The following is a 21,456-nucleotide window of genomic DNA, read 5'->3' on the forward strand; positions in this document are numbered from 1 at the left end:
GGATAGTTCCGTCAACCGCAGAAGTTGTATTCATGCTCCTTCAGCACCGGCTTCATCAACATGTCTTCCCTGACAATATGGCCGGTTATCCAGTCGCACAGGTATTGGTAGCACTGTTTCGCGATCCGGTCGGACCACATGCCGCTCAGCGCATTCAATTTGTCCTTCATGCGACGGAATTCATCCAGCAGATTCTCATGCACCGATTCGATCCTGGTGGAGTCCAGGCCCACCGCCGCTGCTATCCTTTTCTCGTTCTTGAAATGAGCGCGCAGCCAGTACTCGATCTGCTCGAGCTCGTGCGACAGGGACGAGCCGTCCTTTGCCCTGATGGTCGCATCCAGGCTGATCACCATAACGATCAGATTTCTATGTTCCGAGTCGATGACGGCGTTGCCGACGCTCAATTCGTTAGACCACACTAATGCCATTGCTTGCCTCAAAAGTTCAGTTTCCACGATAGCCGCCGGCTGAAAAACCGCGCCGGGCGGGCGCATTGTGCAATTACGGAGATGTGGAATCAGTGAAACCCGGAGGGCTTCGGATTTTCCCCTGTCGCGATTCGCGACTCCGGGAATTGATCGGGATGGAATCTGCCGGACAGGCCGCCCCCGGCGGAGCGTTTTGAATGGACTTCAAAGGAAGGCTGGACTTCTGACATGACTTCTCCTTATCGATAAGCAGAGCAACAGCCAGAATCATTTTTTGGCGGCCCCGCTATCGTAGGTTTTACCCCTTAGATCGGAAACTTTGCGTCCCTGCCTTTCGGCAGGTTTGCCTTTTTCAAATGTGCCGCCAAAAATCCGGCGGCACGAGGATGCGAATCTTACTTAAGTCATAATTTTGCGCAAGGGAAAAATTGTAATTTAGCACAAGCTTATGATTTGCCAGCCATGCCGCTCGGCATGGGCGCGCAACGTGGCGTCGGGATTGGCCGCGACGGGGTGTTTCACCTTCTGCAGAAGCGGCAGGTCGTTGAGCGAATCGCTGTAGAAGGTGCTATCGGCGAAGCTGTCCAGCGTCCAGCCGCGCTCTCTCAGCCAGTTTTCCAGCCGCGTGATCTTGCCCTCGCGGAAGCACGGCACATCCGCCACACCGCCGGTGAATTCGCCGCCCTTGTGCTCCGGCTCGGTCGCGATCAGGTGCTCGACGCCGAACTCGCGCGCGATCGGTGCGGTGACGAAGCTGTTGGTCGCGGTGATGATGACGCACAGGTCCCCCGCCGTGCGATGGCGCTGCACCAGTTCACGCGACTGCGGGGTGATCATCGGCAGCACGCTCTCGCGCATGAATTGCTTGTGCCACTCGTCCAGCGTCTTGCGCGAATGGCGCGACAGCGGCTTGAGCTGGAAATCCAGGAACTCGTGGATGTCCAGCGTCCCGGCCTTGTATTGCTCGTAGAAGGCGAGGTTCTTCACCTCGAACAGTTCGCGGTCGAGCACGCCGATGCGGATGAGGAACTGCGACCACTCGAAATCGCTGTCGCCGTTGAGCAGGGTGTTGTCCAGATCGAATAAAGCCAGATTCACTTCAGTTACCTTTTACCTTTCAGTTCCTGTTGCAGGATTTCTTTGAGCAGCGGCACCGACGGCGCGCGGTGCAGGCGCAGCGAATGCTCGTCCAGCGCGTCCAGCGCCGCCATCAGGCTGGGCAGGTCGCGGCGGCCGTGGCGCAGCAGATATTGCGTGACCTCCGGCGGCAGCGCGAAGCCGCGCGACTGCGCGTGCTGCGCCAGCGCCTGCGCCTTTTCCTCGTCGCTCAGGCCGTGCACCTGGTACACCAGCCCCCAGCCGAGGCGGGTGCGCAGGTCGTCGCGAAGCGCCAGATGCAGCGGCGCCTGTGTGCCGCTGACCAGCAGCATGCCGCCGCTGTCGCGCATGCGGTTGTAGAGATCGAACAGTTCGATCTGCGCGGCGGCGTCGAGGCGCTCGACATCGTCCACCGCGACCACCTCTGTGGGCTGCGGGACACTGCCCTGCGCATAGACCGCGCTGCGCTGCGCCTCCAGTGCTGCGCTTACACAGGCGCGCAGCAAGTGGCTCTTGCCGCTGCCGGCCTCACCCCAGAGATAGAAACTCCGCTCGCTGCTGCTGCCCGCCAGGGCATGGCGCAGCACCGAAAGCAATTCGAGGTTGCGCCCCGCGACGAAGTTGGCCAGGGTCGGTTGCGAATCGGGGGTAATGTCGAGCAGCAGTTGGCTCACGGTTTGTTGTACATGTTACTTGTGAGATACCACGCCCTGCCGTGGCGCAGCGCAACCAGCAGGATTGCGGACAGCGGCAGCGCAAGCAGCAGGCCGAAGAAGCCGAACACCTGGCCGAAGGCGAGCAGCGCGAAGATCACCGCGAGTGGATGCAGGCCGATGCGGTCGCCGACCAGCCACGGCGTGACCACCATGCCTTCGAGCAACTGCCCGGCGCCGAACGCCGCCCATACCCACAGCACGCCGCCGAAGCTCGTGAACTGCATCGCCGCCGCGAGCGTCGCGAGCGACAGGCCGAGGATCATGCCGAGATAGGGTACGAACACCAGCACCCCGGCGAGGATGCCGATAGGCAAGGCGAACTCCAGTCCGGCCAGCCACAGCGCCACGACGTAAAACAAACTCATCAGCAGCATCACGGCAATCTGCCCGCGCAGGAACTCCGCGAGCACGCCGTCCACTTCGGCGGCGATCTCCGCCACCTTGGCGTGCCAGTGGCGCGGGACCAGTTCGTCCAGTTGCGCGACCAGCGCATCCCAGTCGCGCAGCAGGTAGAACATCGCCACCGGAATCAGCAGCAGGTTGACCAGCGCGCCGGCAATCGCACCGCCGCTGCTGCCGATCCACGGCAGCACTTTCCCCGCAACCCCGCCCGCGCCCTGCCAGTGGCTGAGCAGCAGGTTCTTCAGCGCCTGTGCGTCCCATTCGAGGCTCACGCCAAACCATTGCTGCAACTGCGGCAGCAGCTTCGTGCGCGCAGCCTCGATCCAGTCCGGGACGCGCGTCACGAACAGGCTGATTTCCTTTTCCAACAGTGGCAGCATGATGACGAGCAGCAGGCCGGACAGCAGCAGCAAGCCGCCCATCACCAGCGCCACAGCCAGCGTGCGCGGCACTTTGCGGGCGGCGAGGCGCTGCACCAGCGGGTTGCAGATGTAGGCGAGGATGCCCGCCGCGACGAACGGCGTGAGGATCGGGCTGAGCAGATACAGCAGCACGGCGGCAACGGCAGCAAAGATCAGCCATTGCGCGGCGGCGAAGCGAGGCAGGGTCATTTCGGGTAAAATTCGCGGGAAATTTGCGGCACTTTACCTTCTAGAAAGCGAGAACTCAACTTGAGCCAGACCAGTTCACTGTCCTACCGCGATGCCGGCGTCGATATCGACGCGGGCGACCGCCTCGTCGAAAACATCAAGCCGTTCGCCAAACGCACCATGCGCCCCGAAGTTCTCTGCGGCATTGGCGGCTTCGGCGGGCTGGTAGAAATTTCCAAAAAGTACAAGGAACCCGTGCTGGTGTCCGGTACCGACGGCGTCGGCACCAAGCTGAAGCTGGCGTTCGAGCTGAACCGCCACGACACGGTCGGCATCGACCTGGTCGGCATGAGCGTCAACGATATTCTGGTGCAGGGCGCGGAGCCGCTGTTCTTCCTCGACTACTTCGCCTGCGGCAAGCTCGACGTGGAGGCCGCCACCGAGGTCATCAAGGGCATCGCCTCCGGCTGCGAACAGGCCGGCTGCGCGCTGATCGGCGGCGAGACCGCCGAGATGCCCGGCATGTACCCGGCCGGCGAATACGACCTCGCGGGCTTCGCGGTCGGCGTGGTGGAAAAATCGAAGATCATCACCGGCCAGAACATCAAGGCGGGCGACGCGGTCATCGGCCTCGCATCGAACGGCGCGCACTCCAACGGCTACTCGCTGGTGCGCAAGATCATCGAGCGCAGCAGACCCAACCTCAACGCGAAGTTCGACGGCGAGCGCACCTTGGCCGACTGCATCATGGCGCCGACGCGCATCTACGTGAAGCCGCTGCTGGCGCTGATGCAGTCCGTGACGGTCAAGGGCATGGCGCATATCACCGGCGGCGGCCTGCTGGAGAACGTGCCGCGCGTGCTGCCGGAAAACGTTGTCGCGCAACTGAACGGCAAGGCCTGGCATACGCCCAAACTGTTCGACTGGCTGCGCGAGATGGGCAACGTCGCGCCGCAGGAAATGTACCGCACCTTCAACTGCGGCATCGGCATGGTGGTGATCGTGGACGGCAAGGATGCTGACGCGGCAGTCGCACAACTCAACGCGGCCGGCGAACGTGCCACTGTGATCGGCGCGATCCGCGCGAGGAACGGCGACGAGCACCAGACGCAGGTCAGCTAATAGATAAACCGTTCGCCCTGAGCTTATCGAAGGGTTCACTACGAACGGATTAATTCAGCTAGGGTTGTAGGTCGGGTTTTAACCCGACATGTCGGGCTGAAGCCCGACCTACGCTCAAATGAATTATTCGGGTTAATTCAGAGAGTCGCAGGCAAACATGAAGTCCATCGTCATCCTCATCTCCGGCCGCGGCAGCAACATGCAGGCGCTGCTCGAAGCGAAGCTGCCCTGCCGCATCGCGGCGGTGATCAGCAACCGCGCCGATGCCGGCGGACTGCAGGTCGCACAGGCGCACGGCATTCCGACCGCCGTCATCGGGCACCGCGACTACCCGGACCGCGAGAGCTTCGATGCCGCGCTGGCCGGGCTCATCGACACCTTCCACCCGGATTTCGTGGTGCTCGCGGGTTTCATGCGCATCCTCACGGCGGGCTTCGTGGCGCGCTATCACGGCAGGCTGGTCAACATTCATCCCTCGCTGCTGCCCGCCTACGGCGGCCTCGATACGCATGCGCGCGCCTTGCACGACGGCGTGCGCATCCACGGCTGCACGGTGCATTTCGTCACCCCCGATCTCGACCACGGCCCGATCATCATCCAGGCCGCCGTGCCGGTGCTGGGCGGCGACACCGAGCAGGCGCTCGCGGCGCGGGTACTGGATGAAGAGCACCGCATCTACCCGCAGGCCGTCCGCTGGCTGTGCGCGGGCCGGGTTGAACTGGGCGATGACGGGCGGGTCAGATTGCGAAGTCACCAGCAATCCGGTTTTGCGTTGATCTCACCCAGCCTGGAGTAATCATGAAATCGTATCTGCAAGCTCTCGCATGGCTCATGCTGTGCACTGCCACAACCGCCCTGGCTGCCCCGCCGGACAGCGTGCAGGCCACCTACGACGTTTCCAAGAGCGGCTTGCAGGTCGAAGTCAAAGAGACCTATACGCGCGACCGTGATCGCTACACGCTGTCCAGCGTCTGGACGCCGGTCGGCCTGCTGGCGATACTCAAGCCGGAAAAAATCCTCATCGACAGCAGCGGCCTGATCGGCAAACAGGGGCTGCAACCGCTGCTTCTCAATCACCGGCGCGAACTCGACGAGAGCAAGAACAGCCGCGCCGAGTTCGACTGGAACAGCAAACGCCTCGCGCTCATCACCCCGGGGCAACGCAAGGTGGTCGCGCTGCCCGACGGCACGCAGGATCGCCTGAGCGCGATGTACCAGTTCATGTTCCTGCCGTTGCAGGATGCCGATACGCTGGATTTTTCGATGACCAACGGCAGCAAGCTGGATCACTACCATTACGTCATCACGCGCGACCAGACGACCAGGGTTCCGGCCGGAGAATTCAGGACCCTCTATCTCGACAGCCAGGCCAAGCCGGGCGAGAGCCGCACCGAAATCTGGCTGGCCACGCAGTACCATAACCTGCCGTGCAAAATAATCATCACCGAGGCCAACGGCGACCAATTCACCCAGGTATTGAGCAAGCTGACCCTCAAGCCGTGATCGCATTGCCGCGCACTTCGACCGGAAGAATCGCCCTGGCCATAGCGCTGTCGGCATTGGCTCACGCCATCGCGCTGTTCGCGCCGCTGGTCAAGTTGCCGCCCGCCCAGGCGCCGCTGCCGCCGCTCATCGCCAAGCTGGAGCCGCTGCCCAAGATCGCCGCAAAGCCCGCACCAAGGAAACCCAAGCCCAAACCACGGCCTTCCCCGCCTGCGCCCGCGGAGTCTGCCGACCAGCCGGCCGAAAGCGTTGCGACGGAAGAACCGCAAATCGATGCCGAGCCGCAGCCGCCGGCGGCCGAGGAACCGGCCAAGGCAGCGGAGGAAACTAGGCCCGCACATCCGCTCCCCAAACACGCGCAACTCACTTTCACCGCCTATAAGGGCGCGGATTTCGCAGTCGGCGAAATGCGCCACCGCCTGGAAATCGGCGACGGCAAGAGCTACACCCTGCAGGTCGGCATGAACACCACCGGCCTCGCAAGCCTCTTCAAGAGCTACGAGTCAAACCAGCAGAGCAGCGGCACCCTGACGGCCCAGGGACTGCGCCCCGCCAAATACAGCGAGACAAGAAACTCCTCGAAGGGCAAGGAGGCATTCGAAGCCACCTTCCTCTGGGAAGAAAAAGTACTGTCCTTCTCGAACGGCAACAGCATGCCGCTGCCCGATCAGGCCCAGGACATCGTCAGCTTCCTCTACCAGCTCTCGCAGCTGCCCTTGGACAAGGGCGCGCTACCGATATACATCAGCAACGGCAAGAAGCTGGAACGCTACGAGCTCTCCATCGGCGAAGAGGAGATGATCCAGACCGGCATCGGCCGGCTGCGCGCGCTGCCGCTGCGCAAGAGCCGCCTGCAGGGCGAGGAAGGGCTGGACGTCTGGCTGGGGCTGGAATACCGCCTCTTGCCGGTGAAAATCCGCATGCTCGACCGCATGGGGCAGATTGCCGGCGAGATGGTCGTCTCGGATATCCGCGTGGCGGACGAGTGAAAAACCGTTCTGGGATAACCAGCGACTGAGCTTTGCCACCCTGGTCGATTGGCTGGCTCGGATATTTCATGAGGCATTCGATGTAGAAGCCCGGCTTGGGGCGATTTGACCGAAAACCTTATCGCGCAAACAAGTTGCGCTCCTACGTTTCATCCGGCATTTATTCCGGCTGCAATACCAATTGGATTTTGCGCAAGATTCGCCCTGCGATACACTGCGAACCATTCCAAGTCTTCTTGAACAACGGACATGACTTCCATCCTTCCGCATATCGCGCTCGATTCCGGCAGACAGCCGCAGCACAGCATCATCTGGCTGCACGGCCTGGGCGCGGACGGCCAGGACTTCGTGCCCGTCGCCGGCGAACTGGACCTGCCCGTTCCCATCCACTACATCTTTCCGCACGCTCCGCAGCGCCCGGTGACCATCAACGGCGGGTTCGTGATGCGCGCCTGGTACGACATCGCCCATCCGCGCATCGACGCGCGGCAGGACGAGGAGGGCATCTACGCTTCGCAGGCCGCGGTCGAGGCGCTGATCGCGAAGGAAGTGGCGCGCGGCATCGCGCCGGGCAACATCTTCCTGGCCGGATTCTCCCAGGGCGGCGCGATCGCGCTGCACACCGCGCTGCGCCAAGAGGTCCCAGTAGGCGGCGTGCTGGTGCTCTCCAGCTACCTGCCGCTGGCCGAGAGCCTGGCCGGTGAAGCCTCGGCAAACGCCCAGCAGACTCCCATCTTCATGGCGCACGGGCGCAACGACCCGGTCGTGCCCTATGCGCTCGGAGCCGCATCGAGGGACCAGCTGCAGGAACTGGGCTACTCGGTGGAATGGCACGAATACGGCATGCAGCATTCGGTGTGCGAAGAGGAACTGCGCGACATCGAGTTCTGGCTGGCCAGAAAGCTCCATCACGGGGTAAACCACTGACTTCCACAGCTCCACAGACAAGGAGAGAACATGCACTTACATGCCAGCCGTTTGAATATTCTCGCTGCAATTTCCGCCGTGATGTTTTTTTTCGGGATCGCCGGGTCGGCCCTCGCGGCCTCCAAGGAAGAGCAGCGCAACGAAATCCGCAAGATGCGCAGCGAAACGCTGGCGCGGCTCTATAAGGTGCATCCCGCCGCCAAGGCGGACATCCAGAGGGCGGCCGGCTATGCGGTGTTCAGCAACGTCGGCGTCAACCTGATCTTCCTCTCCGCCGCGGGCGGCTCCGGCGTGGCGCACAACAACCAGAGCGGCAAGGATATCTACATGAAGATGATCTCTGGCGGACTGGGGATTGGCCTCGGCGTGAAAGACTTCCGCGGCGTCTTCGTGTTCTCGAACCAGAAGGTTTTCAAGCAGTTCGTCGAGAGCGGCTGGGAAGCCAGCGCCCAAGCGGATGCCGCCGCCAAGTCCGGTGAAAAGGGAGGTGCCGCGGCGGGTGCGATCACCGTCGCCCCCGGCGTCGACCTCTACCAGCTCACCGAAACCGGGCTCGCGCTGCAGGCGACGATACAGGGCACCAAGTACTACAAGAACGACGATTTAAACTAGACGGCCAACTCCTGCTCGATGACGCGGAAGCTCGCCAGATCGTAATCAAAACCTTTTTCCTGCAACCGGTGAGGGATCAGCAGATAGCTCTTCCCATTCAACCTGGTCTGCAGGCTGCGGTGCGCGGAGAAGGCGCCCGCTTTCATCAGCAACCGCGCCTCGCCGGATGGCTCGCCCGCTTTTGCCTGCAGCCACAATGCGGGCTGCCCGTCCTCGAACCCGCCGCCCCCGCCGCTCTGGCTCAGGTTCACGCCGGCAATCTGGTTGGCCAGCATTTCCGCTCCCGCATGCAGCCGGCTCGCCTCGTCGCGCATCAGGCGGCGCACCACCGCCACGCCCCAGTGCGGCACCCCTTCGGGTTGCACGCCGAGCAGGCTGCCGATGCGAATACCGTCCGCGCCTTGCACGGGCAGAATGGTGCGAAAACCGCTCGCGCTAATGTCCTCGACGTCCCAATACGCCGGCAACTCATTGCTGAAGTTCAACGCGATATCGGTGCGCTCGATCATCCCGTCGAAGCCGCTCACCACGTTCAGGCCGACCTTGATGCTGCGCCGCGCGCTGCGCCGCGACGGCGGTGCGGTCAGGTAATTCAACAGATACTGCACGGCCTCGCGTACCGGCTCCGCATCGTATGCGCCGCCCAGGTTGAGGCTATCCGGGACGACACCCTTTTCCAGAGTCTTGACCAGCGACGCAAACTCCGGCTGCATCTTCGCCATGCCGACGAAGCGCATGGAGGGCTGCACCGCAGCACCCACCTTGAAATGCACCGGCGCCGCCGGACGATCCAGGTCGAAGCTGAACAGGCTGTTCGCATCCTGCTGCGCGCCGATCTCGATGCGGGCGCAATACTGCCCGACGATGCGCTCGGTGAGGTGCACATACAGCGGCCTCAGGGTGCTGACCCCGCAGCCATGCCAGCCGAGCAGCCGCCCCACTTCGCCTTTCACCGTAGTCTCACCGCCTCCCGGATAGAGTACCAGCGGCGTTTCCAGGTATTGCTGCTGCTCGGCATGGCGGTAGAGCTGTGCAAGATTGTTCCAGACCGTCTTATCGACCGGGCCGTAGCGCGTGCAGGTATATTTCAATTGCCCGGCCAGGGCATGCACCGCGCGCGCCACCAGCAGCGGCAGCTGCGCCTTGAGCGCGGCGGCCCCCTTGTCGCCGCCGCAATAGCGGCCGAACACCGCACAATAGGCCCTGGCGGCATGGCGATAATAATTGTCCAGCGCCAGCCACAGGCGGTTCTCCTGGAATTTGTTCAACTCCTGCGGCGTGAAATAGTCGCGCACCAGTTTCCGCGCATGCGGCCGGGCAGCTTCGTCGAGCAGGCACAGGACGACGAACTGGTGATCCAGCCTGAGATCGGCGCCGTCCGCGACCGATTCGATCCACTCACCCAGTTCCGTAAGCGATTTGTATGCGTCATTCTTCGGCAAGTCGTCCACGAGCGCCTGCGCGGACTTGATGTCCGCCATGGGATGATCGTTTTTTTTGCCGAATATGCCTGACAACATTTTTCACCTCGCAAGCCAACAGTCTTAACCCGTGGCAATATAACCGCAAAATACCCGCATTGAATATATGCCAATATGCCTGAGCCGATGATTCCGTGGTTGACCGTTGATGCGCCGTTCCCGCCGCTCGAGCGCGCACTGCGCTCGCCCAACGGCCTGCTCGCCGCGGGCGGCGACCTGTCCGCGCCGCGCCTGCTGGAGGCCTACCGGCACGGCATCTTCCCGTGGTTCAGCCCCGGCGAACCGATCCTGTGGTGGAGCCCCGACCCGCGCATGGTGCTGATTCCGGACGAAATCAGGATCTCCCGCTCGTTCGCCAAGGTGCTGCGCAATGCCGCCTACGAGGTGCGCTGCGACACCGCCTTCGAAGAGGTGATGCGCGCTTGCGCCGCGCCGCGCAGTGGTCAGGGCGGTACATGGATCAGCGAAGACATGATCGCAGCGTATCGCGCGCTGCACGAGTTGGGCTACGCGCACTCGGTGGAGACCTGGATGGACGGCAGGCTGACCGGAGGGTTATACGGTATTGCCATCGGGCAGATGTTCTATGGAGAATCCATGTTCAGCCGCGCCAGCAACGCCTCCAAGATCGCGCTGACCCACCTGGCGCGGCAGCTCGAACGCTGGCAGTTCGGCATGATCGATTGCCAGATGAACACCGCTCACCTCGCCTCGCTCGGCGCGCGCGAGATTCCGCGCGGCGAATTTATCGCGCGGCTGCGGGAATTGATAAACTGCGAACCTGTCAAACGCTGGCAATTCGATGCCGACCTCTTCACATGAGTTTATTGAACGACATTCCACTATCTGCGCTGCACTTCTACACGACAGCGCCCTATCCGTGCAGCTACCTGCCCGGAATTGAAGCGCGCTCGCAGGTTGCCACGCCCACCTTCCTGATCAATACGCCGGTCTATTCGGAGCTGGTGCAGCATGGCTTCTGGCGCAGCGGAACCTACACCTACCGCCCGCAATGCGAAGGCTGCAGCGCCTGCGTGCCGCTGCGCATCCCGGTCAAACAGTTCGCGCCCAACCGCTCGCAGCGGCGCGCCTGGGCGCAACATGCGCACCTCGATGCCAGCCTGCACCGCCTGCAGGACCGCCCGGAGTATTACGAGCTGTACCAGCGCTACCAGCGCGCGCGCCACCCGGACGGCGGCATGGACAACGACGACCGCGACTCGTACCGGGATTTCCTGCTGCAAAGCCACGTCGATACGCTGCTGGTGGAGTTCCGCGAGCCCTTCGACAAAACCCGTGACAGGGAGGGCGCGCTGCGCATGGTCAGCGTGATCGACCTGCTCAGCGACGGCCTGTCCTCGGTGTACACCTTCTACGAACCTGATCTGCCGCGCGCGCGCTTCGGGGTCTACAACGTGCTGTGGCAGATCGAACTGTGCCGCAAGCTCGACCTGGATTTCGTCTATCTCGGCTACTGGATCAAGCACAGCCGCAAGATGTCCTACAAGACCGGCTACCAGCCCGCCGAGGGGCTGATAGCCGGGACATGGCAAGCGCTCGGCAAGGAGCCGGCTTGAAGACGCGCCTGGGCGTTTTCATCGCCGCCCTGTTGCTGTTGCCGCTCGCCGGCCTCCTGTTGAGCGGACATGAATGGTATGAGCTCCCTGTTGGCGAGCGACTCGCCGAAGGCAGCATTGCAGCCATCCCCGTAACAGCCCTCCTGCTGCTGGGCTACGCGCTGCTCGTCAATTTCTTCGTCAAAATACGCACCGGCAACAGCCCGTTCGGCATGCAGCACAATTACTATCTGGCCATGGCCGCGGCGGGCGCCGTGCTGGGCTGGCTGATCGTTTACCTCAACCTGTTTGTCGCAAGCTGGCTGAGCGGGCCGGATCATTCGCTCCTGCAGATCATGCTCTGCACCGCCCTTTTTGCGCTGCTGGCACCCGCCGTCCTCATCACGCGCGCCCTGCTCGGCTCGTTCACCGGCCTGCTCAAGCGCCTCGCGCGCGGCCCCGCCCTGCCCGCGCCCGCCCCCGAAACGCTGGCCTTCACCCTGTTGCCGCTTGCGATGCTGGGACTGCTGGGCGGCGCGGCATGGCCCGCGCAACTCTCCTGGCTGCTGTGGGCAGCGCCGCTGTTGCTGCTGGTTGCACTGCAATTGCTGTGGCACGAGAGCACGATCTTCTCCAGCCTGACATCCGGCGACTGGGGGCGCGTAGCCTGCGCCGTGCTCGCCGGCCTGATCGTCGGCAACCTCGCCGCGATGAGCCATCGGGTGGCGGGCGGCGATCTCGCGGTCAGCCCACTGTTCGCGCAGGCCGGCTATGCCCTGTTCGGCCTGCTGTGCCTGCAGCTCGGCGACATCATCGCGGAGAACTGGCGCGGCAAGAAGCGCAGCGACCTGTTCAAGAAGAAAAAATTTTCCATCCCCATCGTCGTGAAGAAGAACTGACCCATGTACCCACTGCTGCGCCCCCTGCTGTTCCGGCTTGACCCGGAGACCGCCCATAACCTGACACTAAGCGGACTCAGAACCGCGCATGCTCTCGGCCTGAGCGGCCTCATCGCGAAGCGCCCCCCCGACGATCCGCGCACCGTGATGGGGCTGACCTTCCCCAACCCCGTCGGCCTCGCCGCCGGGCTCGACAAGAACGGCGAGTGCATAGCCGGGCTCGCGGCGCTCGGCTTCGGCTTCATCGAGATCGGCACCGTGACCCCGCTGCCGCAGCCCGGCAACCCCCGGCCGCGCCTGTTCCGCCTGCCCGGAGCGCAGGGCATCATAAACCGCATGGGCTTCAACAACGAAGGCGTGGATGCGCTGATCGAGAATGTGCAGTGCGCAAAATGCAAGGGTATCCTCGGTATCAACATCGGCAAGAACGCTGCCACGCCGATCGAGAAGGCGGCAGACGACTACCTGATCTGTCTGCGCAAGGTGTACGCGCACGCGAGCTACGTCACCGTCAACATCTCCTCGCCCAACACGAAGAACCTGCGCCAGTTGCAGGGCGGCGACGAACTCGACGCGCTGCTCGCGCAACTAAGGGCGGAACAACTGAAGCTCGCCGAAACACACGGCAAATACACGCCGCTCGCGGTGAAGATTGCCCCCGACCTCGACGCGGAACAGGTTAAACAGATCGCCGCGCTGCTCGTCAAACACCGCATCGACGGCGTGATCGCGACCAACACCACGCTGTCGCGCGAGGGCGTGGAAAACCTGCCGCACTGCAACGAGACCGGCGGACTCTCCGGCGCCCCGGTGCGCGAAAAATCCACCGCCGTGATCCGCCAGCTTGCCGCCGAACTGCAAGGCGCGCTGCCCATCATCGGCGCGGGCGGCATCCTGAGCGGCGCGAACGCCGCGGAGAAGATCGAGGCGGGAGCCTCATTGGTACAGCTCTACAGCGGCCTGATCTATCGCGGTCCGGCGCTGGTCGGCGAATGCTGCGCCGCCCTCCGCGCCCTGTAATTCGAGGCTGAGCCGGAAGCACCTGTCTCCGGCATTCATCCTCGACAAATTTGATACACTTTTTTTGCATGATCTGCTAGAGTGGCAGCACAAGGTTGTAAAGGGCAAACCCGACCGAAAGGCGGGGACGCAAAACCACCGGTCTGACTGGCTATGCCATATGACAGCGGGGTCGCCAAACCGATGAAGTTTTCCTTCTTTGCGTTTAGCACGCGTCCTTCCTCATCTGCCCCACAGCCTTTTCATAAACCGATTGATCCGGCATTGCCGCGCGCAGCCTGTTTCGTACCGGATCGGACACGATGAAAGGAGCAATACCATGTTACTTTCCAATGCGCTAATCGTTGATACTTCGCAAGCCACGCGGGATTACGTCCGGAAGATTCTTCATCGGGATTTGGGATGCAAGGAAATCCACGAAGCCAAGGATGCAGACGATGCAGTTCGAGTACTGAAGTCCGGGCGCGTCATCAACTGGATTTTCAGCTCATTGGAAATGCCCGGTCTGTCCCCGCGCGATCTTCTTGGAATCATCCGCAACAGCCCGCATAGCATGCGCACCCGCTTCGTGCTGATGTCATCCAGCGTCGAGCCCGTTGCCCGGGAAATCGCCCTCCGGGAGGGCGCCGCCGATTACCTGTGCAAGCCCTTTGCCCCCGACCAGTTGGTTGGCATGGTGCACCGCCTCAAAGGCCTGATGGAACGGCGTCGCGCCGAGAGGCTCAAGACCGCCCTGCCTTGTGAAATCAACATCGGCTTCGATTCATTTCACGACTACGGGGCGGAACTGGCCGATATCTCGATGACCGGCTGCCGGGTGAAGACTTCGCAAGTCAAACCTGGCAGCGGGTATGTCGATGACTTTGCCACCGTTACCCTGCCGCTGGAAAATGACTCTCCATTCCATTTCCAGGCAAGAATAAAGCGGGTGGAATTCAGCAAATCCTGCACCGACCCATTGCGCAATACCGAGGTGGCGGTTGAGTTCGTTAATGTCCCTCCACCACTCAAGGAAAAACTCGAATCGTTTATCGCTTCCTGCAGGGAAAAATTCTGCGCCCAAATGGCAAAAGTAGCCGACCACGCATCAGCGCCGCCACTACCCTCAGGCAGCCACTGAAAATCCCCCCTCTCATCGGCGCCCCGCTTCTTGCGGGGCGTTGTTTTTTGGAAACCTCTGAACGCGAACGATTGAAGCGGCATTTGAATCGGGAGATAATCCGCCCCTGATTCCACAGGTGCGAATATGACCGAATATCTGCTCATCCTGGTTGGCGCGGTGTTCGTGAACAACATCGTGATGGTCAAGATTCTCGGCCTCTGCCCCTTCATGGGGGTATCCCGGAAGCTGGAGACTTCGCTCGGCATGGGTCTGGCCACCACCTTCGTGCTGACCGTGGCCTCGGGCGCCAGCTACCTCATCAACGAATACCTGCTCGGGCCGGAGCTCTCCTACCTGACCACGCTGTCGTTTATCGTGGTGATCGCGGGCATCGTGCAGTTCACCGAGATGGTGATCCAGAAGACCAGCCCGATGCTGCACCAGGTGCTCGGCATCTACCTGCCGCTCATCACCACCAACTGCGCGGTGCTGGGCATCCCGCTGCTCAACGTGCAGGCGAACCACAACTTCATGGAATCCGTCTTCTTCGGCATGGGCGGCGCGCTGGGCTTCACGCTGGTGATGGTGCTGTTCGCCGGGATGCGCGAGCGCATGGAAGGTGCGGACGTGCCGGGCATCTTCAAGGGCTCGGCAATCGCGATGGTCACGGCGGGGCTGATGAGCCTGTCGTTCATGGGGTTTTCGGGGTTCATCAAATAATGGGGGCCAAATGCTAAACGCCCTGCTCGTCATGGCGGCCATCGCCCTCGCGCTCGGCGCGGTGCTGGGCTACTCCGCGATCCGGTTCCGCGTCGAGGGCAACCCGCTGGTGGACAAGATCGATGCGATCCTGCCGCAGACGCAGTGCGGACAATGCGGCTATCCCGGCTGCCGTCCCTACGCCGAGGCGATTGCCGCCGGGGAAGACATCAACAAGTGCCCACCCGGCGGCGAGGACGGCATCCGCAAGCTTGCCGACCTGCTCGGCGTGGAATTCAAGCCCTTCGGCAGCGGCACGGTGCTCAAGCCGAAGGCGGTCGCCTTCATCGACGAGAACCTCTGCATCGGCTGCACGCTGTGTTTCCAGGCCTGCCCGGTGGATGCCATCGCGGGTGCGGCGAAGCAGATGCACACCATCATCGCCTCCGAGTGCACCGGCTGCGAACTGTGCGTCGAGCCCTGCCCGGTGGACTGCATCAGCATGGTGCCGATCAGGGAGAGCATCGCGACCTGGAAGCGGCAGCATCCGGTTTACATGATGGCGGCGACGAAATGAGGACGCTCTTCAAGTTCAACGGCGGCATCCACCCGCCGCAAAACAAGGAGCAATCGACGCAGCAGGGCATCGCGCACGCGCCGCTGCCTGCGAGGCTCGTCGTCCCGTTCCGCCAGCATGCGGGCGAGGCCGCGCGGCCGGTGGTGCGCGCCGGCGATCATGTGCTCAAGGGCCAGCTCATCGGCATGCCGGAGGGCTTCGTCTCGAGCGCGGTGCACGCCCCGACTTCGGGCACGATCGCCGCGATCGACATGCAGCCCGTCGCGCATCCTTCGGGCCTGCCGGACCTGTGCGCGACGCTGATCCCGGACGGCAGGGAGGAGTGGATTCCGCATGAGCCCGTCGACTACCGCAACTGCGACCCTGCCGAGTTGCGCCGTCAGTTGCGCATGGCCGGCCTCGTGGGGCTGGGCGGCGCGGTGTTCCCGAGCGACCTCAAGCTGCGCCCGCTGCGCGGCCACCCGAACAAAGACATCGGCACGCTGATCCTGAACGGCGCGGAGTGCGAGCCCTGGATCACCTGCGACGACATGCTGATACGCGAGCGCGCCGCAGAGATCGTGCAGGGCGCGGAGATGCTGCGCCACATGCTGGAGGCCGGCGAGGTGCTGATCGGCATCGAGGACAACAAGCCGCTGGCGATCGCCGCGATGCGGCAGGCGGTCGCTGACAGCGGCCTGCCCTTCGAGGTCATCGCCATCCCGACGATCTATCCGGGCGGCAGCGCGAAGCAACTGATCCGCGTGCTCACCGGGCTGGAGGTGCCGTCCGGCAAGCTGCCCACCGACATCGGCGTGCAATGTTTCAACATCGCAACCTGCCACGGCGTCTACCGCGCCCTCGCGCACGGCGAGCCGTTGCTGTCGCGCATCGTCACGATCACCGGCAACGTGCGCGCGGCGCGCAACTACGAGGTGCTGTTCGGCACGCCGGTCGCCGATCTGGTCGCGCTCGGCGAGGCGTTGCCGGACACCGACCGCTACATCATGGGCGGGCCGATGATGGGCCAACCCCTGGCCTCGATCGACATCCCGCTGACCAAGGCGAGCAACTGCATCATCGCCGCGTCGGAAAAGCTCTTCCCGCCCGCGCCGCCCGCGCTGCCCTGCATCCGCTGCACGCGCTGCGCGCAGGCCTGCCCCGCTGATCTGCAGCCGATGGACCTGTTCTGGTTCTCGCAGGCGCGCGAGTTCGGCAAGGCGCAGCAATTCAGCCTGTTCGACTGCATCGAGTGCGGCGCATGCAGCTACGTCTGCCCCAGCCACATCCCGCTGGTGCAGTATTTCCAGTTCGCCAAGAGCGAGATCCGCGCGCGCGAACAGGAGAAGCAAGCCGCCGACCACGCGCGCGAACGCCACGAGTTCCGCGAGCACCGCTTCGAGCGCGAGAAGCGCGAAAAAGCCGAGAGGCTGGCCGCGCGTGAGCAGGCCTCGAAGGGACAGGCCGCCGGACAAACCTCCGCCGCGGCCAGCGAAGCCGACGACGTGATGCAGAAAATCCAGGCGGCGATGCAGCGCGCGCGGGAGCAGGCTGCCGCAAGCCAGCCGAAGAACACCGGCCATCTCACCGCGCAGCAGCAGGCGGAAATCGATGAGATCGAGGCGCGCCGCGCGAAAGTCCGCGAGATGGCACCGCCCCCCGCCGGGCACAAGGAGGAACAATGAGCGCGTTATTCGCCCCCTTCATCAGCAAGCCGGACACCGTCTCCGCGATCATGCTCCGGGTGCTGCTCGCGCTCATTCCGGGCATCGCGCTCTACGTCTGGCATTTCGGCCCCGCGATCCTGGTCTCGATCGCGCTCGCGAGCCTTACCGCACTCGGCATCGAGGCGCTGATGCTCAGGCTGCGCAACCGTCCCGTGAAACCGTTCCTTTCCGACAACAGCGCCCTGCTCACCGGCTGGCTGCTCGCGCTCTCGATCCCGCCGCTCGCACCCTGGTGGCTGGTGGTGGTCGGCACGGCCTTCGCGATCGCCATCGCCAAGCATCTTTACGGCGGGCTCGGCAACAACCCGTTCAACCCGGCGATGGTCGGCTATGCGGTGCTGATCGTCTCGTTCCCGGCGCAAATGACGCACTGGGTCGCGCCGCACGGCCTGGGGGCGGCCGAGCTCGGCTTCCTCGAACAGATTAGGTACATGTTCGCCGAGGCGCTGCCGCCCAACATGGCGCTCGACGCACTCACGATGGCCACGCCGCTCGACACGCTGAAGACCCGTCTGCTCCTCGGCGAACCGGTCGCGCAGATATTCCAGATGCCCGTCTACGGGCGGTTTGGCGGACAGGGCGGCGAAATGGTGGCGCTGGGATTCCTGCTCGGCGGCCTCTACCTCATCGCCGCGCGCATCATCACCTGGCATGTCCCGGTCGCCTTCCTCGGCACGCTGTTCGCCGTCGCCGGCCTCTTCCATCTGGCCGATCCCGCCCGCTACGCCGCGCCGCTGTTCCACTGGTTCTCCGGCGCGGCGATACTGGGCGCGTTCTTCATCCTCACCGACCCGATCACCTCGCCGACCACGACCAAGGGCAAGCTGATCTTCGCCGCGGGCGCGGGACTGCTGACCTATTTGATCCGCGCCATCGGCAGCTTCCCGGACGGCGTCGCGTTCGCGACCCTGCTGATGAATCTCTGCGTGCCGCTGATCACGCTGTACACGCAGCCGCCCGTTTTTGGCAAAAAAGATAAAGCCGGCAAGAAGGGAAAGCCATGATAACCGGAGCCAGAGCCACCCTGCGCACCGCGCTGAACCTGCTGTTCTTCACGCTGATCGGCACGGCCATGCTGGCCTGGACCTTTGAGCTCACGCACGAGGCCATCGCGCGCAGCGTAGAGAAGGAGAAGCTGAAACTGATCGCGCAGATCGCGCCGCCCGCGGCCTACGACAACGACATCATGAAGGACACTCTGCAACTCGCGGAGGACAAGTTGCTCGGCGGGACGAGCATCGTCTATCGCGGCCGGCTCAACGGCCAGCCCTCCATCGCGGTGCTGCAGGCCGTCGCGCCGGACGGCTACAGCGGCAGGATCAACCTGATCATCGCAATCCGCAGCGACGGCAGGATAAGCGGCGTGCGCGTGGTGTCGCATCGGGAGACGCCGGGGCTCGGCGATTACATCGAGATCGGCCGGAGCAACTGGATCACCGGCTTCAACGACGCCTCACTGGAAAACCGCAAGGATGGGGAATGGAAGGTCAGGAAGGACGGCGGCTCGTTCGACTACCGGGCCGGTGCCACCATCACGCCGCGCGCGATCGTGAAAGCGGTGCACAAGGCCTTGCAGTATTACGCGCAGCACCGTGACGAACTGTTCGCGGAGCCCCCTCCCGGACCCGGCAAGGAGAACAAAAAATGACCGCCCCGACATCCAAGGAAATTTTCCACAACGGCCTGTGGAAGCAGAACCCCGGCGTCGCGCAACTGCTCGGCCTGTGCCCCCTGCTCGCGATCAGCAACTCGGTGGTGAATGCGCTCGGCCTGGGGCTGGCCACCACGCTGGTGATGACCCTGTCGGGCAGCGGCGTAGCCGCAATCCGCGAATTCATCCCCAACGAGACGCGCATCCCGGTGTACATCCTGCTGATTGCCGTGCTGGTAACCATCGTGCAATTCCTGATGAATGCCTATGTGTATCCCCTGTACCTGGTGCTGGGCATCTTCATTCCGTTGATTGTCACCAACTGCATCGTGCTCGCGCGCGCCGAAGCGTTCGCCTCGAAGAACGGCGTGTTCGCCTCCGCGCTGGACGGCATCGCGATGGGCCTCGGGCTGACGGCGGTGCTGGTCACGCTGGGCGGCATCCGCGAAGTCTTCGGGCACGGCACGCTACTGGGGGGAATTGAACTGGTATTCGGTGAGGCGGCGAAATCCCTGGTGATCACCGTGGTGCCGGATTACCACGGCTTCCTGCTCGCGATCCTGCCGCCCGGCGCATTCATCGCGCTCGGCCTGCTGATTGCGCTGAAAAACTGGCTGAACCTGCGCGCCGAACGCAAGGTGCACGGCGCGAATGCGACCGTTACGCCGACTGAAGGCGGTTGCAGCCCGGCGGGCCACCGATGAACGCCGCCGGACGCCGCGAGATATTCACGCGCTTCCGCGCCGCCAATCCACACCCGAAAACCGAGCTGGAATATTCCACGCCGTTCGAGTTGCTGGTCGCGGTGCTGCTCTCGGCGCAGGCCACCGACGTCAGCGTCAATGCCGCCACGCGGCAACTGTTCCCAGTCGCCAATACACCACAGGCGCTGCTAAAACTCGGCGAGGAAAAGCTGCGCGAACATATCCAGCGCATCGGCCTGTACCAGACCAAGGCCAAGCACCTCATGCAGACCTGCCGCATACTCGTGGAAAAACACGGCGGCATCGTGCCGCAGACGCGCAGGGAGCTGGAAGCCCTGCCCGGCGTGGGGCACAAGACCGCGAGCGTGATCCTCAACGCCGCCTTCGGTGAGCCCACCATCGCGGTGGACACGCATGTGTTCCGCGTCGCCAACCGCACCGGCTTAGCGCCCGGCAAGAACGTGCTCGAGGTTGAAAACAAACTGCTCAAGACCGTGCCGGACGAATTCAGGCACGACGCGCACCACTGGCTGATTCTGCACGGACGTTACACCTGCCAGGCGCGCAAGCCGAAATGCGGCGTGTGCCTCATTAACGACCTGTGCGAATATGAGGACAAGGTATTTTAAAAATCAGTCACCATGAAGACACGAAGTGCATGAAGGAAAACAAGTAAATAGTTTCATGTTCACCCAAAGCCTTTCATGTAAAGCCGGCCTTGGCACATAAAATCTTCGTGACCTTCGTGTCTTCGCGGTGAATCATCTTTCAGGAGCAATCTAATGCTGTTCAATCCCACGCGCGACGAAGCGCGCAATTTTCTGTTCGAGTCCTGGCGCAAGCGCTGTACCAGCGAGTTGCTCACGCCGCTCGAAGACCTCGCCGCGCAGCTCATCGCCAGGCACCCCGAATACCACGCCATGCTGGAAGAACCGGAACGCCATCAGGACAAGGACTACCTGCCGGAGAGCGGTGCGGAAAACCCGTTCCTGCACCTGATGATGCACCTCACCATCGAGGAGCAGATTTCCATCGACCAGCCAGCGGGAATCCGCGCGCAGTTCGTGCGGCTGACGCACAAGTTCGAGTCGGAGCACGATGCGCAGCACCGCATGATGGAATGCCTCGGGGAGATGATCTGGCAGGCGCAACGCAACCGCACCCAGCCGGATGCGGCAATCTACATCGACTGTCTGGGGAAACAGTGAACGGAGGCAGGAAAGACGGCGGGCGCGGAACCGCACCCGCCCTGCATCCTATCGGCCCAGCCTGCCCGCAATCTCCAGCTCGGCTGCCGCCCAGTATTCTGTCGGGCAGCCGCTAAACCCGTTGCGTTCCGCAATGAAGTAAGCAGCGGTCTGCACCATGCGGTAACGCTCTTCGGGAGTAGGTTGCATCACGGTTTTTTTCGCAGCCGGCCTGGCGCTGCTCGCCACGGCTTTTTGCGCCGGAGCTTTCTTTGCGGCGGCAGGTGTTACTGCTTTTCTCTCTGCCGGGATTCTGGTGGTTTTCGGTTTTGCGGTTGCAGGCGCAGTTTTTTTCGCTGCAGCCTTCTGGGGCGCCATCACTGACGCCGCCTTGACGGGTCTCGATTTACCGGCAGTCGCGCCGGTAGCCCTGCTGACAGCCGCTTTTTTCACGGCCGGTTTTGCCTTTCGTTCTGCCATGATG

The 21,456-nt window shown here is 63.1% G+C and carries 25 protein-coding genes and 2 riboswitches; of the genes, 19 read left to right on the plus strand and 6 right to left on the minus strand.

What is annotated here, in order from left to right:
• Positions 1 to 11: 11 nt before the first annotated feature.
• The 4 genes from ACRRNM_RS05740 to ACRRNM_RS05755 all read right to left on the minus strand — a co-directional run bounded on the left by ACRRNM_RS05740 (position 12) and on the right by ACRRNM_RS05755 (position 3,258).
• Complete coding sequence (locus ACRRNM_RS05740) at positions 12 to 431, minus strand: bacteriohemerythrin (RefSeq protein ID WP_435627281.1); 420 nt, start codon at positions 429 to 431, stop codon at positions 12 to 14.
• A gap of 273 nt (positions 432 to 704) precedes the next feature.
• Positions 705 to 789: riboswitch (cyclic di-GMP riboswitch) on the minus strand.
• 77 nt (positions 790 to 866) lie between these two features.
• Positions 867 to 1,529, minus strand: coding sequence for an HAD family hydrolase (locus ACRRNM_RS05745; protein ID WP_435627282.1), 663 nt, complete (start codon positions 1,527 to 1,529; stop codon positions 867 to 869).
• Between the two features lie 5 nt (positions 1,530 to 1,534).
• Positions 1,535 to 2,203: a DnaA regulatory inactivator Hda gene (gene hda, locus ACRRNM_RS05750; protein ID WP_435627283.1), complete on the minus strand. Its 669-nt coding sequence runs from the start codon at positions 2,201 to 2,203 to the stop codon at positions 1,535 to 1,537.
• On the minus strand, positions 2,200 to 3,258 hold the full coding sequence (locus ACRRNM_RS05755) for an AI-2E family transporter (RefSeq protein ID WP_435627284.1): 1,059 nt from the start codon (positions 3,256 to 3,258) through the stop codon (positions 2,200 to 2,202). Before ACRRNM_RS05755 ends, hda begins: the two co-directional genes overlap by 4 nt.
• 60 nt (positions 3,259 to 3,318) lie before the next feature.
• Here ACRRNM_RS05755 and purM point away from each other — a divergent pair, with 60 nt between their 5' ends.
• The 6 genes from purM to ACRRNM_RS05785 all read left to right on the plus strand — a co-directional run bounded on the left by purM (position 3,319) and on the right by ACRRNM_RS05785 (position 8,390).
• Complete coding sequence (gene purM, locus ACRRNM_RS05760; RefSeq protein WP_435627285.1) at positions 3,319 to 4,359, plus strand: phosphoribosylformylglycinamidine cyclo-ligase; 1,041 nt, start codon at positions 3,319 to 3,321, stop codon at positions 4,357 to 4,359.
• 157 nt (positions 4,360 to 4,516) lie between these two features.
• Entirely contained in the window at positions 4,517 to 5,155 is a 639-nt protein-coding gene (purN, locus tag ACRRNM_RS05765; protein WP_435627286.1) for a phosphoribosylglycinamide formyltransferase, read from the plus strand.
• Positions 5,156 to 5,157: 2 nt separating this feature from the next.
• The gene (locus ACRRNM_RS05770) at positions 5,158 to 5,862 is read left to right on the plus strand and encodes a DUF3108 domain-containing protein (protein ID WP_435627287.1); all 705 of its coding nucleotides are present in this window, start codon (positions 5,158 to 5,160) and stop codon (positions 5,860 to 5,862) included.
• A complete protein-coding gene (locus ACRRNM_RS05775; RefSeq protein WP_435627288.1) occupies positions 5,859 to 6,851 on the plus strand; it encodes a DUF3108 domain-containing protein in 993 nt (330 codons plus the stop codon). The genes ACRRNM_RS05770 and ACRRNM_RS05775 overlap by 4 nt, the downstream gene beginning before the upstream one ends.
• Positions 6,852 to 7,100: 249 nt before the next feature.
• Positions 7,101 to 7,778: an alpha/beta hydrolase gene (locus ACRRNM_RS05780; RefSeq protein ID WP_435627289.1), complete on the plus strand. Its 678-nt coding sequence runs from the start codon at positions 7,101 to 7,103 to the stop codon at positions 7,776 to 7,778.
• A 30-nt stretch (positions 7,779 to 7,808) separates the two neighbouring features.
• Entirely contained in the window at positions 7,809 to 8,390 is a 582-nt protein-coding gene (locus ACRRNM_RS05785) for a hypothetical protein (RefSeq protein WP_435627290.1), read from the plus strand.
• On the opposite strand, the gene ACRRNM_RS05790 is transcribed toward ACRRNM_RS05785, so the two are convergent.
• The gene (locus ACRRNM_RS05790; protein ID WP_435627291.1) at positions 8,387 to 9,910 is read right to left on the minus strand and encodes a hypothetical protein; all 1,524 of its coding nucleotides are present in this window, start codon (positions 9,908 to 9,910) and stop codon (positions 8,387 to 8,389) included. The two genes, ACRRNM_RS05785 and ACRRNM_RS05790, sit on opposite strands and share 4 nt — an antisense overlap.
• Positions 9,911 to 9,997: 87 nt before the next feature.
• Here ACRRNM_RS05790 and aat point away from each other — a divergent pair, with 87 nt between their 5' ends.
• The 13 genes from aat to ACRRNM_RS05855 all read left to right on the plus strand — a co-directional run bounded on the left by aat (position 9,998) and on the right by ACRRNM_RS05855 (position 20,993).
• On the plus strand, positions 9,998 to 10,693 hold the full coding sequence (gene aat, locus ACRRNM_RS05795; RefSeq protein ID WP_435627292.1) for a leucyl/phenylalanyl-tRNA--protein transferase: 696 nt from the start codon (positions 9,998 to 10,000) through the stop codon (positions 10,691 to 10,693).
• A complete protein-coding gene (locus tag ACRRNM_RS05800; protein ID WP_435627293.1) occupies positions 10,690 to 11,448 on the plus strand; it encodes an arginyltransferase in 759 nt (252 codons plus the stop codon). Before aat ends, ACRRNM_RS05800 begins: the two co-directional genes overlap by 4 nt.
• Positions 11,445 to 12,326: a hypothetical protein gene (locus tag ACRRNM_RS05805; RefSeq protein ID WP_435627294.1), complete on the plus strand. Its 882-nt coding sequence runs from the start codon at positions 11,445 to 11,447 to the stop codon at positions 12,324 to 12,326. The genes ACRRNM_RS05800 and ACRRNM_RS05805 overlap by 4 nt, the downstream gene beginning before the upstream one ends.
• 3 nt (positions 12,327 to 12,329) lie before the next feature.
• Positions 12,330 to 13,346: a quinone-dependent dihydroorotate dehydrogenase gene (locus ACRRNM_RS05810; protein ID WP_435627295.1), complete on the plus strand. Its 1,017-nt coding sequence runs from the start codon at positions 12,330 to 12,332 to the stop codon at positions 13,344 to 13,346.
• A 93-nt stretch (positions 13,347 to 13,439) separates the two neighbouring features.
• Positions 13,440 to 13,526: riboswitch (cyclic di-GMP riboswitch) on the plus strand.
• Positions 13,527 to 13,545: 19 nt separating this feature from the next.
• Entirely contained in the window at positions 13,546 to 14,466 is a 921-nt protein-coding gene (locus ACRRNM_RS05815) for a response regulator (protein ID WP_435627296.1), read from the plus strand.
• A gap of 126 nt (positions 14,467 to 14,592) precedes the next feature.
• Complete coding sequence (gene rsxA / locus ACRRNM_RS05820; protein WP_435627297.1) at positions 14,593 to 15,168, plus strand: electron transport complex subunit RsxA; 576 nt, start codon at positions 14,593 to 14,595, stop codon at positions 15,166 to 15,168.
• Between the two features lie 10 nt (positions 15,169 to 15,178).
• Positions 15,179 to 15,724, plus strand: coding sequence for an electron transport complex subunit RsxB (gene rsxB / locus ACRRNM_RS05825; protein WP_435627298.1), 546 nt, complete (start codon positions 15,179 to 15,181; stop codon positions 15,722 to 15,724).
• Positions 15,721 to 17,388, plus strand: a complete 1,668-nt coding sequence (rsxC, locus tag ACRRNM_RS05830) for an electron transport complex subunit RsxC (protein WP_435627299.1) — start codon at positions 15,721 to 15,723, stop codon at positions 17,386 to 17,388. Before rsxB ends, rsxC begins: the two co-directional genes overlap by 4 nt.
• Complete coding sequence (locus tag ACRRNM_RS05835) at positions 17,385 to 18,434, plus strand: RnfABCDGE type electron transport complex subunit D (RefSeq protein ID WP_435627300.1); 1,050 nt, start codon at positions 17,385 to 17,387, stop codon at positions 18,432 to 18,434. The genes rsxC and ACRRNM_RS05835 overlap by 4 nt, the downstream gene beginning before the upstream one ends.
• Positions 18,431 to 19,078 carry an electron transport complex subunit RsxG gene (gene rsxG / locus ACRRNM_RS05840; RefSeq protein WP_435627301.1) on the plus strand — a complete coding sequence of 216 codons (648 nt, stop codon included), beginning with the start codon at positions 18,431 to 18,433 and terminating at the stop codon, positions 19,076 to 19,078. The genes ACRRNM_RS05835 and rsxG overlap by 4 nt, the downstream gene beginning before the upstream one ends.
• Positions 19,075 to 19,785, plus strand: a complete 711-nt coding sequence (locus tag ACRRNM_RS05845) for an electron transport complex subunit E (RefSeq protein WP_435627302.1) — start codon at positions 19,075 to 19,077, stop codon at positions 19,783 to 19,785. Before rsxG ends, ACRRNM_RS05845 begins: the two co-directional genes overlap by 4 nt.
• Positions 19,782 to 20,414: an endonuclease III gene (gene nth, locus ACRRNM_RS05850; RefSeq protein WP_435627303.1), complete on the plus strand. Its 633-nt coding sequence runs from the start codon at positions 19,782 to 19,784 to the stop codon at positions 20,412 to 20,414. The genes ACRRNM_RS05845 and nth overlap by 4 nt, the downstream gene beginning before the upstream one ends.
• A 153-nt stretch (positions 20,415 to 20,567) precedes the next feature.
• Positions 20,568 to 20,993 carry a DUF1841 family protein gene (locus ACRRNM_RS05855; RefSeq protein WP_435627304.1) on the plus strand — a complete coding sequence of 142 codons (426 nt, stop codon included), beginning with the start codon at positions 20,568 to 20,570 and terminating at the stop codon, positions 20,991 to 20,993.
• 48 nt (positions 20,994 to 21,041) lie between these two features.
• On the opposite strand, the gene ACRRNM_RS05860 is transcribed toward ACRRNM_RS05855, so the two are convergent.
• Complete coding sequence (locus tag ACRRNM_RS05860; RefSeq protein WP_435627305.1) at positions 21,042 to 21,452, minus strand: DUF2934 domain-containing protein; 411 nt, start codon at positions 21,450 to 21,452, stop codon at positions 21,042 to 21,044.
• Between the last annotated feature and the right edge of the window lie 4 nt (positions 21,453 to 21,456).

The organism is Ferrigenium straubiae (assembly GCF_051257895.1).
GTDB classification, from domain to species: domain Bacteria; phylum Pseudomonadota; class Gammaproteobacteria; order Burkholderiales; family Gallionellaceae; genus Gallionella; species Gallionella straubiae.

Bases quoted from the DNA above. Each gene is read 5' to 3' on its own strand.
- ACRRNM_RS05755 (WP_435627284.1), bottom strand. From the start codon at position 3,258: ATGACCCTGCCTCGCTTCGCCGCCGCGCAATGGCTGATCTTTGCTGCC.
- ACRRNM_RS05810 (WP_435627295.1), top strand. From the start codon at position 12,330: ATGTACCCACTGCTGCGCCCCCTGCTGTTCCGGCTTGACCCGGAGACC.
- ACRRNM_RS05770 (WP_435627287.1), top strand. From the start codon at position 5,158: ATGAAATCGTATCTGCAAGCTCTCGCATGGCTCATGCTGTGCACTGCC.
- ACRRNM_RS05740 (WP_435627281.1), bottom strand. From the start codon at position 431: ATGGCATTAGTGTGGTCTAACGAATTGAGCGTCGGCAACGCCGTCATC.
- ACRRNM_RS05800 (WP_435627293.1), top strand. From the start codon at position 10,690: ATGAGTTTATTGAACGACATTCCACTATCTGCGCTGCACTTCTACACG.
- ACRRNM_RS05785 (WP_435627290.1), top strand. From the start codon at position 7,809: ATGCACTTACATGCCAGCCGTTTGAATATTCTCGCTGCAATTTCCGCC.
- rsxB (WP_435627298.1), top strand. From the start codon at position 15,179: ATGCTAAACGCCCTGCTCGTCATGGCGGCCATCGCCCTCGCGCTCGGC.
- aat (WP_435627292.1), top strand. From the start codon at position 9,998: ATGATTCCGTGGTTGACCGTTGATGCGCCGTTCCCGCCGCTCGAGCGC.
- purN (WP_435627286.1), top strand. From the start codon at position 4,517: ATGAAGTCCATCGTCATCCTCATCTCCGGCCGCGGCAGCAACATGCAG.
- rsxA (WP_435627297.1), top strand. From the start codon at position 14,593: ATGACCGAATATCTGCTCATCCTGGTTGGCGCGGTGTTCGTGAACAAC.
- ACRRNM_RS05780 (WP_435627289.1), top strand. From the start codon at position 7,101: ATGACTTCCATCCTTCCGCATATCGCGCTCGATTCCGGCAGACAGCCG.
- rsxG (WP_435627301.1), top strand. From the start codon at position 18,431: ATGATAACCGGAGCCAGAGCCACCCTGCGCACCGCGCTGAACCTGCTG.
- ACRRNM_RS05855 (WP_435627304.1), top strand. From the start codon at position 20,568: ATGCTGTTCAATCCCACGCGCGACGAAGCGCGCAATTTTCTGTTCGAG.
- rsxC (WP_435627299.1), top strand. From the start codon at position 15,721: ATGAGGACGCTCTTCAAGTTCAACGGCGGCATCCACCCGCCGCAAAAC.
- ACRRNM_RS05860 (WP_435627305.1), bottom strand. From the start codon at position 21,452: ATGGCAGAACGAAAGGCAAAACCGGCCGTGAAAAAAGCGGCTGTCAGC.
- ACRRNM_RS05835 (WP_435627300.1), top strand. From the start codon at position 17,385: ATGAGCGCGTTATTCGCCCCCTTCATCAGCAAGCCGGACACCGTCTCC.
- ACRRNM_RS05845 (WP_435627302.1), top strand. From the start codon at position 19,075: ATGACCGCCCCGACATCCAAGGAAATTTTCCACAACGGCCTGTGGAAG.
- ACRRNM_RS05790 (WP_435627291.1), bottom strand. From the start codon at position 9,910: ATGTTGTCAGGCATATTCGGCAAAAAAAACGATCATCCCATGGCGGAC.
- nth (WP_435627303.1), top strand. From the start codon at position 19,782: ATGAACGCCGCCGGACGCCGCGAGATATTCACGCGCTTCCGCGCCGCC.